General features: G+C 73.0%; 8 protein-coding genes. 5 read left to right on the top strand and 3 right to left on the bottom strand.

All coding sequences use genetic code 11. From position 1 onward, the window contains the following. Positions 1-37 precede the first annotated feature (37 nt). On the bottom strand, positions 38-1,234 hold the full coding sequence (locus AB0B33_RS44780; RefSeq protein WP_360783765.1) for an oxygenase MpaB family protein: 1,197 nt from the start codon (positions 1,232-1,234) through the stop codon (positions 38-40). 225 nt (positions 1,235-1,459) lie between these two features. Here AB0B33_RS44780 and AB0B33_RS44785 point away from each other — a divergent pair, with 225 nt between their 5' ends. Continuing rightward, the gene (locus AB0B33_RS44785) at positions 1,460-2,614 is read left to right on the top strand and encodes a TetR/AcrR family transcriptional regulator (protein WP_360783829.1); all 1,155 of its coding nucleotides are present in this window, start codon (positions 1,460-1,462) and stop codon (positions 2,612-2,614) included. A 101-nt stretch (positions 2,615-2,715) separates the two neighbouring features. Next, positions 2,716-3,735 carry a hypothetical protein gene (locus AB0B33_RS44790; protein WP_360783768.1) on the top strand — a complete coding sequence of 340 codons (1,020 nt, stop codon included), beginning with the start codon at positions 2,716-2,718 and terminating at the stop codon, positions 3,733-3,735. Between the two features lie 1,014 nt (positions 3,736-4,749). Here AB0B33_RS44790 and AB0B33_RS44795 read toward each other — a convergent pair. Continuing rightward, complete coding sequence (locus AB0B33_RS44795) at positions 4,750-5,967, bottom strand: amidohydrolase family protein (protein ID WP_360783771.1); 1,218 nt, start codon at positions 5,965-5,967, stop codon at positions 4,750-4,752. A gap of 90 nt (positions 5,968-6,057) precedes the next feature. Between AB0B33_RS44795 and AB0B33_RS44800 the strand changes: the two genes are divergently transcribed. The 3 genes from AB0B33_RS44800 (at position 6,058) to AB0B33_RS44810 (ending at position 10,553) form a co-directional block, all read left to right on the top strand. After that, entirely contained in the window at positions 6,058-6,498 is a 441-nt protein-coding gene (locus AB0B33_RS44800) for a MarR family winged helix-turn-helix transcriptional regulator (protein ID WP_247024518.1), read from the top strand. A gap of 79 nt (positions 6,499-6,577) precedes the next feature. Continuing rightward, positions 6,578-7,381, top strand: a complete 804-nt coding sequence (locus AB0B33_RS44805; protein WP_360783774.1) for an endo alpha-1,4 polygalactosaminidase — start codon at positions 6,578-6,580, stop codon at positions 7,379-7,381. A 91-nt stretch (positions 7,382-7,472) separates the two neighbouring features. Then, positions 7,473-10,553 carry a glycoside hydrolase family 2 TIM barrel-domain containing protein gene (locus AB0B33_RS44810; RefSeq protein WP_360783777.1) on the top strand — a complete coding sequence of 1,027 codons (3,081 nt, stop codon included), beginning with the start codon at positions 7,473-7,475 and terminating at the stop codon, positions 10,551-10,553. A 26-nt stretch (positions 10,554-10,579) separates the two neighbouring features. Here the strand turns inward: AB0B33_RS44810 and AB0B33_RS44815 are convergent, their stop codons facing one another. After that, a complete protein-coding gene (locus tag AB0B33_RS44815) occupies positions 10,580-11,362 on the bottom strand; it encodes a hypothetical protein (protein WP_360783780.1) in 783 nt (260 codons plus the stop codon). Between the last annotated feature and the right edge of the window lie 126 nt (positions 11,363-11,488).

Here is an 11,488-nt window from a genome sequence, read left to right on the forward strand (position 1 = left end):
ACTAAGCGGTCGCTTCGGTGGTGACCAGGCCTCGGGCTCAGGCGCCCGGCCGGTTGCCCGACGGGATCGTGATCGGCGTCGTCGTAGGTGAATTGGCCTTGTTCAGGAACAGCATCGCGATCGCCCGGATGAACTGGTCGAACAGGTAGAACCCCGCCGGGGCGATGGGGAGCAGGCCCTCGCGGAACGCGATGTACGCCGGCCAGCCGGTGCGGACCAGGGCGGCCGCCGCGTAGTCGCGGGGGAGGCCGAGCCAGTCGCCGACCGCGTCGCTGAGGACGTAGCGGACGAATTCGTTCAAGAAGCCACGGGTGACGCCCAGGTCGATCTGCGCCGTCAGGCCGAGCAGGTCCTGCGCCAGCTCCTTGCCCTCCGTCGTCGGGGCCAGGAGCGGGGTGAGCACCCGCGTCGACTGCGCGTCGGCCTCGGCCCACGTCTTGGGGATGAACTCGTCGCGGACGCCGAGCAGGTGGATGGCGACCTGCCACTGGTGCAGGAAGGCCTCCTCGTCCGCCGCCGACATCGGCACGCGCCATTCGAGCAGCTTGCGGTGCACGTAGGTGCCGAGGCTGTGGAAGGTCACCAGGATGTCGCCGTTGCTGATCGGGATCTGCTCGTCGGCGACCGCGCGCCAGTGCGCCGACTGCGGCAGCAGGTGGCGCACGGCGGCGTGCACCAGGCGCGTCTTGTTGGCCGTGACCACGAACTGGCCCGTCGGCTGGAACGCGTTGAGGTCGCTCAGGTCGTAGCCGAAGGTGAACGTCTTCGCTGCGCGGTCCTGCATGTTCGCCCCGCCCGCGGACCAGTAGACCGACTTGGCCTCCCGCGGGATCACCGTGCTCATGATGCCGCTGCCCAGGCCGTAGAGCATGAACAGGTAGGTGTCCTTGCGCCGGTTGAAGTCCGCGGCGCGGCGCAGCTTGGCCGCGTCGGCCCAGGACGGCAGCCGGTTGGCCTGCTGGAGGTGGGTGGCGAGGCCGGCGGGCAGGCCGGTCGGCAGCGCGTCGCCGTTGTTCACCCACGGCCGCAGGGCGGCGTTGACCGCGGGCACCTGGCCGGTGTCGAGGATGCCCGCCATGAGGCGGTCGACCTCGTCGTCCCACGCCCACCACGGATCCGTGCCCGCGGCTTGGGCGCCACCCGTCGACGCCCAGGCCGGGACGGCGCTCGCCGCGCTCACCAGCCCGAGTGCGACACCGAGCGAAAGAACGTTCCTCCGGCTGAGATTACTCATTTACTTACCTAGCTTCCTCGGTAGGCAGTACCTGGGCAAAGCTTCGACAATCGACGAGTCGCGCCACGCGTTCAGGGAGAGATTCTCCATTAACATAGCGAGGCGGGTCGGCGGTCGGCAAGAGCCGGGCCGGCCTGAATCGGTCCGTCGCCCGGCACCCGGTCCGGTTCGTGGTTGACTGGCACGCATGGCCCCGCTCCCGCGCACCCCCGCCCGGCGGCCGCGGTGACGGCCGGCCCGGCCGCGGCGGCGCGGCCGCGCAACCGCAAGCAGCTCATCGTCGGGGCCGCGGCCACCGTGTTCAGCGAGCGCGGCTACCACTCGGCGTCCATGGAGGAGATCGCGGCCGCCGTCGGCATCACCGCGGCCGCCCTCTACCGGCACTTCCCGAACAAGTACGCGCTGTTCGCCGAGTGCGCGAACGTCATGGTGGACCGGCTCGTCGCGGCGCTCGCGGAGGTGCCGTCGGACGGCGCTCTCGCCGACGTCCTGGCCGCCGTCACGCGAGTCACCGTCGCCCACCGCGGGGCCGGCGGCGTGTACCGGTGGGAGGCCCGCTACCTCGAGCGCGAAGACCGCCGCGTGCTCAAGGCGAAGTTCGCGCACGTCGTCGGCCGGGTGGCGGACGTGGTCCGGCGTGAGCACCCGGCGCCCGACGAGCACCTGCGTGCGGTGGCGGCGCTGGGCGCGATCGGGTCCATCACGATGCACCACAACACGATCGGCCGCCGGCGCGTCGAAGACCTCCTGCTGGCTTCCGCGCTGCGGGTGGCCGCGACCGACACCCGGCAGGCGCTCGCGGGCGCGCCCCTCGTCGAACTGCCCGCCGCGCCCCAGCCGCGCACCCGGCGTTCGGAAATCCTCGCGGCCGCCGTCCCGCTGTTCGAACGGGCCGGGTTCGCCGCGGTCACCAACGGCATGATCGCCGAAGCCGTGGGACTGGTGCCTTCGGGGCTGTACCGGTACTTCCCCGGCAAGGCCGACATCCTGGCGGCGGCCTGCCTGCAGGCGGCCGGCCTGCTGGCCCAGGCGGTCGAACACAACCTGCGCGGCGCGCCCGACGCCCTGCTCGCGCTGACGGCGACCTACGTGGCCTACAGCTTCGAGCACCACGCCCTCACCAGCGTGGCCGACGCCGAGATCGTCGGCCTGCCCGCCGCTTTGCGCCGTCCGCTGGTGGCCGCGCAGCGCGAGCACATCGCCGTCTGGGAGCAGCACCTGCGCCAGGCCCGCCCGGACCTCGACGCCCGCCAGGCGCGGGTGCTGGTGCACGCCGGGTTCGGCGTGGTGGTCGAGGCCGGGCGCCGCCTGCGCTGGCGGGACACCCCGGAGCACCGCGCCGCCGTGGCCGCGTTGTTCGTGGGTGCCCTGGACCTGTGACGCCGGTTCGTTGCGCCGTTCGGGTGGTGGCGCGGCCGTCGCACAAACTCCCCGGGGCCACCGGGCGTGGTGGGGGAGACGGCCGACTTCCGGGGGGAACCATGCTCAAGCGAACTCTCGTGCTCGTAGCGGTGCTCGGCGCCGCCCTCGTGCCCGGCGCGCGGCCCGCGGTGGCGGCGGGCTGCACCTGGGCGATGACGCCGCTGGCCATGCCGGCGCCGTATACCGGCAGTGAGGTCTACGCGGCGGCGGAAGGCGGCTGGTTCGTCGGTTCGCTGCGCGGCCCCAACGCGTACTCGGCCGTGCGGTGGCACGGTGCCCAGGTCGAGGCGATGTCCCCGTTGGCCGAGGTGCGCGACATCAACTCCGCCGGAGCCGTCGTGGGGGACGGCGGAACCGGCGAGTGGTGGGCGGCCAAGCCCGTCGTCAACCGCGGCGGCCAGACCGTGAACCTGGCCATGCCGCGAGGGTTCCGGTCCGCGAAGGCCACGCACATCAACAACAGCGGGGACGTCGTCGGCGTCGCCTACGGCGAGTTCGGCGACGTCCACCCGGTGCTGTGGGCCGCCGCGCGGCCGGGGACCGCCGAGGTGCTGAACCCGGATCCGCAGCACCTGTACGACACCTACCCGGTCGACGTCGACGAGCAGGGCCGCGTCCTGCTCTACACCGACATCGGCGAGCGCTCGGGCGAGGTGTTCGTCCGAGCCACCGACGGCGGCTACCGGCAGCTGCCCCCGCTGTACCCGGGCGGCGCGGTCTACCTCGAGGCCTTCGACGGCGGCCGCATCGCCGCTTCGGTCTTCACGCCCGAGTCGACGATGGTCGCCATCGAGGCGGACCTGGACGGGAACGTGGTGCACACGACCACCGAAGCGGCCGAGACCCTGTTCCTCGACGCCGGCACGACGATGGCGGGCGTGGCCCACACCTTCGGTCCCGAGAACTACGAACTCCGCATCTGGGAGAACGGCGAACCGGCTGCGGACCTGGCCGGCAACGCCGACTTCAACGCGGCACCGCAACCGGCGGGGCTCACCGACGACGGGACGCTGGCCGCGACGATCAGGTTGCCGGGCACGACGCAGCCGCGGGCAGTGGCGTACCACCGCGGCTGCTGACGGCGCTGGCTTCACCTGCTGGGCCCGCGGCCCTTGCCGGCGACGGCACGTTGGCTGCGACCAGCACCTGGCTCGGCGGGGCCGCGGGCGCTGGCGTCACCTGGCCGCGCGCCGTGCTCTCGCCGGTGGCGCGGGACGTTGGTTGCGACCAGCACCTGGCCCGGCGCAACGGCAGGCGGTGGCCTATCACCGCGCCCGAGCATGGCCTGGCGGCCAACCGCGGCCTCGCCGGTGGCGGGGCGCCGGCCGTGACCGGCACCTGGCCCGGTGCAGCCGCGGGCGGTGGCCTGCGACCGCGGTTGCTGACGGCGCTGGCGTCACGCGGCTGGGCATTGCGGCCCGCGGTCCTCGCCGACGGCACGTTGGCTGCGACCAGCACCTGGCCCCGTGCAGCCGCGGGCAGTGGCCTAGCACCGCGGGCGCTGACCGCGGCCGAGCATCACCTGGCGGCCAACCGCGGCCCTCGCCGGTGCCGGGGCGCCGGCCGTGACCGGCACCTGACCCCGTGCAGCCGCGGGCAGTGGCCTACCACCGCGGCTGCTGGCCGCGGCCGAGCATCGCCTGGCAGTCAACCGCGGTCCCCGCCGGTGCCGGGGCGCCGGCCGTGACCAGCACCTGGCCCCGTGCAGCCGCGGGCAGTGGCCTAGCACCGCGGGCGCTGGCCGCGGCTGAGCATCGCCTGGCAGTCAACCGCGGTCCCCGCCGGTGCCGGGGCGCTGGCCGTGACCAGCACCTGGCCCCGTGCAGCCGCGGGCAGTGGCCTAGCACCGCGGCTGCTGGCCGCGGCTGAGCATCGCCTGGCAGTCAACCGCGGTCCCCGCCGGTGCCGGGGCGCTGGGCCGTAACCAGCACCTGGCCCGGCGCAGCGGCGGGCGCTGACCGCGCTGGCGCAACGCGGCCGGACATCGGCGCCTGCGGCCCTCGCCGGTGCCGGGGCGCTGGCCGTGACCAGCACCTGGCCCGGCGCAGCCGCGGGCGGTGACCCATCACCGCGGCTGCCGACCGCGCCAGCCGTCACGCCTCCTTCAACCGGCTGCCCCGCCGCCAGATCGCGCGTGTGTTGAGCGTGTCGCCGATCGTCGACGTCGGGTCGCCGTCGACCAGGAGCAAATCGGCGCGGAGCCCTTCCGCGATGCGGCCGCGGTCGGCCAGGCCGAAGCGGCGGGCCGTGGTCGCCGTCGCGGCGCGCAGGGCCTGGGCCGGGGTCAGGCCCGCCGCCACCAGGTACTGGAGTTCCTGGTGCAGGCTGGCGCCGTGGGCCAGGCCGCCGAAGAAGGTCTCCGCCATGGACGCGTCGGTGCCCGCCAGGATGTCCACGCCCGCGTCGGCCAGGGCCCGGACCGACGCCAGCACGTCCTCGAGCTTCCCCTGCGGGTAGCGGTCGTAGCTCGACCGCAGGGTCTCGTCCCACTTACCGTCGAGGCGGCGCGCCACCCGCGGGTCGTCGGCGAGCTCGGCGCCCGTGATGCCCATCATCGACGCGTCGAGGCAGACGCACGGCACGACGAACATCCCCGCTTCGGCCACCAGGTCCACGATCTCCGCGGTGTGCGGCCGGTCCATGAACAAGTGGACGACGCCGTCGATGCCGGCTTCGGCGGCCATCCGGGTGGCGTCGAGGGTCAGCGTGTGGGCCACCGTGAGGGCGCCGTACTTCTTGGCCTCCGCGACGCCGGCGTCGAGCGTGGCCTGGTCGAGCATCGGCAGCCCGGGGTGCCCTTCGACGCTGCCGTCGTCGATCATGAACTTGATGTAGTCCGAGCCCCGCGCGAGCAGCTGCGGGACGAACGCGGCGGCCTGCTCCGGCGTCGTCGAAAACGGCATCAGCGGCATGACCGGGGGCAGGTCGCCGGCCGGGCGGAAGCCTTCCGGCATCAGCTCGCTGGGGTGCCCGCCGGGCGGGGTGATGGCGAAGCCGGACGACCGGATGTCGGCCACCGTGTCGTCCTCGGTGAGGTGTGCCCGGTTTTCGCGGGTGTTCAGGCCCTGCATCTCCAGCTCGGTGGTGACGCCGAACCGCAGGGCCAGCGCCTGGGAGCCGGGCGCGGAGTGGACGTGCGCGTCGATCAGCCCGGGCAGCAGGGTTGCGCCCCGGCCGTCGACGACCTCGGCGCCCTCGGGCACTTCGCCGCCGACCTGGCGGATCTTCCGGCCGTCGACGACGACGGTCCGCACTCCCAGCGTCTTCTCGCCGTCGAAGACCTGGGCTCCGGTGATGGCGGTGGTGGCCATGGTGGCCTCGCTTCCTCGTTCGCAGTTACATACCCAATGCTATGCAATTAGCTCTTGGCATGCAAATGCCGGGGGTACTACGATCCGAGGGTGAGCACCGCGCGTTCCGCCGATGACCTGCTGCTGGACCGGATCGGCCCGGCGCTGTCCCGGCTGCGCCGGCGCGTCCCGGCCTCGGGCCGCGACCTCTCCCGCAACCTGGTGCTGAACGTCGTCGCCGAGGCCCCCGGCGAGATGACCGTCGGTGGCCTCGCCACCGAGATGGGCGTGGCCCAGCCGGTGGCCAGCCGGACGGTCGCGGCCTGCATCGCCGACGGCTTGGTGCGGCGCGCGGCTTCCCAGGCCGACGGCCGCCGCACCGTGCTGGAGCTCACCGAACGCGGCGAAGCGGAGCGAGACCGCTTCGCCGCCGAGCAGCGCGAAGTGTTCGAAGCCATCACGGCCGGCTGGCCGGCGGAAGACCGCGTCCAGTTCGCGCGGCTGCTCGTCCGGTACACCACCGACGCCGGCGCCTGGTCCCGAGGCCGCTGACCAGTTGTCCACTGTGGACAACACCCCGGTCGGGCGACACCCGCCGGAGCGGAAGCGAGCGGCTCCTAGAGTTGCGGTGGTGAAATCCTTCTTCGTCGCGCTGAGCGTGACCGCGGCCGTCACCGCTTGTTCGCCCGCCGGACAGCCGGCCGCGGTCACCCCGGCGCCGCCGTCCGCCGTGCGGCTGCCGCCGGTGAAGGCGGGCTTTGACTACCAGCTCGGCGGCGCCTACCCCCCGCCGTCCGGCGTCGAGGTCGTCAGCCGCGACCACGGCGCCGCGCCGGCCGCCGGGCGCTACAACATCTGCTACGTCAACGCTTTCCAGGCCCAGCCGGGTGCCGAGGGGGAGTGGGGCGACCTGGTGCTCCGGGACGCGAACGGCGAGCCGGTGATCGACGAGGACTGGCACGAGGCGCTGCTCGACCTGCGCACGCCGGACAAGCGCGAGCGCGCCGCGGCGAAGGTGAACGCCTGGACCGACGAGTGCGCGGCCAAGGGCTTCCAGGCGATCGAGCCCGACAACTACGACAGCTACACGCGCTCGCACAGCCTCCTCTCCGACGTCGCCGCCCAGGCCTTCGTGCGCCTGCTGTCCGCGCACGCGCACGAAAAGGGCCTGGCCATTGCGCAGAAGAACACCTCCGAGCTGGCGGGGCGGCGCCAGGAGAACGGGCTCGACTTCGCCGTGGCCGAAGAATGCGGCGAGCAGGAGAACTGCGACGAGTACACGGCCGCGTTCGGCGACCACGTCGTCGTGATCGAGTACACCGACGAGGGCCTCTCGACCTCCTGCACGCGCTGGGGCGGCTCGCTCAGCATCGTCCGCCGCGACCGGGACGTGGTTCCCGAAGGCGCGGCCGGGTACGTCCGGCGGACGTGCTGAGGTCGAAATGATCGAAGCCTTTGATCGATCGGAAACCCTTGTGCGATAGTGCTTTCCGCCCGTCAGTGCTGCCGCCGGAAGGGACTCTCCCATGCCGAACTCGCCGCGACCGAGCCGACGCCTGGTGCTGGGCGGGGCCGGTGCCGCCGTCGTCACCTCCGCGTTCGCGCCGGTCGCCAGGGCCGCCGAGGCGCTGACCCGGCCGGACCTCGCGATCACCGGGCGGAGCACCGACCTCGGCACCGGCTGGCGGTTCGCACTGGCCAACCCCGACGGGGTCACCGACCCGGACGGCCGCTTCGCCCACGCCGCGGAGCCCGGTTTCGACGATGCGGCGTGGCAGGCCGTCGACGTCCCGCACGACTGGAGCATCGAGCTCGCGCCGACCGAGCGGGGCGGCACTAGCAGCGCGTCCGGCTTCTTCCGCGGCGGCCTCGGCTGGTACCGCCGGACGTTCACCGTGGCGCCGTCGCTCGGCGGCAAGCGCGTGTCGGTCGAATTCGACGGCGTCTATTCGGACGCGCACGTCCACCTCAACGGCGAGCTGCTCGGCAACCACCCGTACGCCTACACCGGGTTCGCCTTCGACCTCACCGGCAAGCTGCACACCGACGGCCGGACACCGAACGTCCTGGCCGTGCGGGCGGTGAACCCGCTGCCCAGCAGCCGCTGGTACTCGGGCAGCGGCATCTACCGCCGCGTCCGGCTGGTCGTGACCGAGCCGGTGCACGTCGCCCGGCACGGCACGTTCGTCACCACCCCCGACATCGCCGCCGGCCGGGGGACCGTGCGGGTGGCCACGGACGTCGCCAACGACTCCGCCGCCGCGGTGGCGGCCGAGGTGCGCACGACGGTCACCGACCCGGCGGGCCGGGTGGTGGCGACCGGCTCGGCGACCGTGGCGCTGCCCGCCGGGCGGACGGTCACGGCGGTCACCACGGGGTCCGTGGCCGATCCGCGGCTGTGGTCGACCGGGCGGCCTTCGCTGTACCGGGTGCGCACCGACGTCGTCCTGGCCGGGCGGGTGGCCGACACGACGAGCACGAGCTTCGGCTTCCGCCACTTCGCGTTCCACCCGGACGACGGGTTTTCGCTCAACGGCGTGCCGATGAAGCTGCGCGGGGTCAACCTGCACGCGTCGCAGGGCGCGCTCGGCGCGGTGGTCGACGAGGCCGCGCTGGAGCACCAGCTGCGGCTGGTGCTGGCGATGGGCGTCAACGCGCTGCGGACCGCGCACAACCCGCCCGACCCGCGGCTGGTGGCGGTCTGCGACCGGCTCGGGATCCTGATGATGGTCGAGGCGTTCGACTGCTGGCGCACCGGCAAGGTCGAGTTCGACTACCACCGCGACTTCGACGCGTGGAGCGGGCGCGACATCGCGGAAATGGTGCACGCGGCCAAGAACTCGCCGTCGGTCGTGCTGTGGTCGATCGGCAACGAGGTGCCGGACGCGTCGATGGCGGGCGGCCCGGCCATCGCGGCGGGCCTGATCGCCGCGGTCCGGGCGATCGACCCGACCCGGCCGGTGATCATGGGGTCCGACCGCTACCGGAGCGTGCCCGCGCCGGGTTCGCCGCAGGACCTGATCCTGCGGCAGCTCGACGGTCTCGGCGTCAACTACAACACCGCCCAGTCGATCGACGGGCTGCACGCGGCGTACCCGGACAAGTTCTTCTTCGAGTCGGAATCGTCGTCGGAGACCTCGACGCGCGGGGTGTACCAGGACCCGGACCTGCTCAACACCGGCGAGAACCACACGCCGGGCAAGCGGGCGACGTCGTCCTACGACAACAACCTGGCCTCGTGGACCTTCAGCGGCGAGTACTCGCTGAAGAAGGACCGGGACCGGAAGTTCTGCCAGGGCCAGTTCCTCTGGGCCGGGCAGGACTACCTCGGCGAGCCGACGCCGTACGACGTCTTCCCGGTCAAGACGTCGTTCTTCGGCGCGATCGACAGCGCGGGCCTGCCGAAGGACGCCTTCCACCTCTTCCGCAGCCAGTGGACGGCCGGGCCGATGGTGCACCTGGTGCCGGGGGACTGGACCGGGCACCGGCCGGGCGAACCGGTCGCGGTGTGGGTCTACTCCACTGTGGACACCGTCGAGCTGGTGCTCAACGGCCGTTCCCTGGGTGTCAAGAAGTTCACGCACAAGACCACTGTGGACGGACGGCCGTACCTGGAGACGACCGAGCCGGTCGGTGACGACAAGAACGACCCCTCGGGCAGTTACACCAGTCCCCAGGGCAGCTCCGGCAAGCTGCACCTGACGTGGACGGTGCCGTTCGAGCCCGGCACGCTGACCGCGATCGCCCGCGAGGGTGGCCGTGAGGTGGCCCGCGACCGGGTCGTCACGGCCGGTCCGGCACGCGCGATCACCCTGACCGCACCGGATCGGGGCGAGAACGGGGCGATGGCGTTCGTGACGGGGTCCGTCGTGGACGCACACGGCGTCGTCGTGCCCGGCGGCGAACCGGTGCTGCGGTTCGCCGTCCAAGGCCCGGGGCGGGTGGCCGGCGTGGACAACGGCAGGCAAGAGCTGGCCCAGAGCTACCAGCAGCCCACGATCCCCGCGTTCAAGGGCCAGGCGGTGGCGGTGATCGCGGCGACGGGCGGCCGCGGCCCGATCACGGTGACGGCGTCCGCGCCGGGGCTGGCGTCCGGCCGGATCACCTTGCCGGGCACCGGTCTCGGGCAGCGCAACGGGCCCGGGGCGCGGGCCGTGGAGTCACGGGTTCCGGTGGTGGTGCCGGCGGCCGACGCGAGTTACTCGGGCGCGCCGGACACGCTGCCGACGGCGATGCTGGACGGCGACCCGGCCACCGGCTGGTCGAACTCCTCCGTCAAGCCGGCGACCGCGACGCTGCCCGCGGTGAGCCGGCCGCGGGCGCGGGACTGGGTGTCGCTGGCCTGGCCCGCGGCCCGGCGGATCAGCGCGCTCACCGCCCGGTTCGTCGTCGATCCGAAGCACGCGCTGCCGTCGGCGGCCGAGGTCGCCGTCCGCACCGCGCGGGGCTGGGAGCCGGTGCGGGACCTGCGGATCACGTGGGGGAGCGGCTCGAACGACCCGACGACGCTCGAGTTCGCCCCCGTGGTGACCACGGAAGTCCGGCTGACGATGACCGCGACCGCCTTCCTCCGCATCAGCACGCTCGTGAGTGGGAAACAGGGTTAGAACACTGTTTCCCACTCACGACCGCGTCAGCGGGTGCAGGGGGCCAGTGCGTCGAGGCCCTGGGGTTTTGCCGCGTTGCGGCCGATCGCCGTGGCGATGCGGTTGATCGTCGCGACGCGTTTGTCTTCGAGCGGGCCGAGGATCGCGTTCTGGACGAAGTTCGGGCCGCCTTCGCCCGCGCTCGTGACGAGGCGGTTGTTGGCCTCGGCGATCTGGGTGTCCAGCAGGTCGAGGTTGCGCTGGACCTCGGCCTGGGCCTGCGCGGGGATCGCCGGGAGGCGGCTTTCCACGTCCGGGCAGCTGATCTGGCCGGCGGCCGCGGTGTTCTGGGCGGGTGCCGGGGCCGGTGCCTGCGACGAAGCCGCCCCGGAGCCGGACTGCCCGCCCAGGGAGCACGCCGCCAAACCGCCCAGGTTCTGGGGTTTCTCGCCCTGGCGGCCGATGGCGATGGCGATCCGGTCGATCGTCGACGCACGTTTGTCCTGCAGCGGGCCGAGGATCGCGTTCTGCACGAAGTTGGGGCCGCCCTGGCCCGCGGTCGTGACGAGGCGGTTGTTGGCTTCGGAAAGCTGCGTGTTCAGCAGCTGGAGGTTGCGCTGGACCTCGGCTTGCGCCTGGGCCGGGATCGCCGGGAGCCGGCTCGCGACGTCCGGGCAGCTGATCTGCCCACCTGAGGCCGCGTTGGCGGCGCCGGGGTCGCCGACGGTCGTCGCGATCACCAGTGCTCCCGCCGCGATGCCGAGGCCGAGGGCCGCCGTCGCGATCTTCGTCCGCCGCGAGAGGCGGTGCCGTCCACCGGTAGCAGGCATGAATCACTCCAAGTTAGCGTGAACAGAGAGGGTCCACACGGGCAGCGCGCGGTTGTTCCGAATGGCGCGGCCGACTGGGCCGCGAAGGTCATCGTGGCGGCTCCAGCAGGGATTTGTCCAGTGTGA

The organism is Amycolatopsis sp. NPDC049159 (assembly GCF_040648295.1).
Taxonomy (GTDB): Bacteria; Actinomycetota; Actinomycetes; order Mycobacteriales; family Pseudonocardiaceae; genus Amycolatopsis; species Amycolatopsis pretoriensis_A.

What these genes read in the sequence shown, in the direction of transcription:
- AB0B33_RS44810 (WP_360783777.1), top strand. Translation starts at nt 7,473, where the DNA reads ATGCCGAACTCGCCGCGACCGAGCCGACGCCTGGTGCTGGGCGGGGCC.
- AB0B33_RS44790 (WP_360783768.1), top strand. Translation starts at nt 2,716, where the DNA reads ATGCTCAAGCGAACTCTCGTGCTCGTAGCGGTGCTCGGCGCCGCCCTC.
- AB0B33_RS44815 (WP_360783780.1), bottom strand. Translation starts at nt 11,362, where the DNA reads ATGCCTGCTACCGGTGGACGGCACCGCCTCTCGCGGCGGACGAAGATC.
- AB0B33_RS44795 (WP_360783771.1), bottom strand. Translation starts at nt 5,967, where the DNA reads ATGGCCACCACCGCCATCACCGGAGCCCAGGTCTTCGACGGCGAGAAG.
- AB0B33_RS44780 (WP_360783765.1), bottom strand. Translation starts at nt 1,234, where the DNA reads ATGAGTAATCTCAGCCGGAGGAACGTTCTTTCGCTCGGTGTCGCACTC.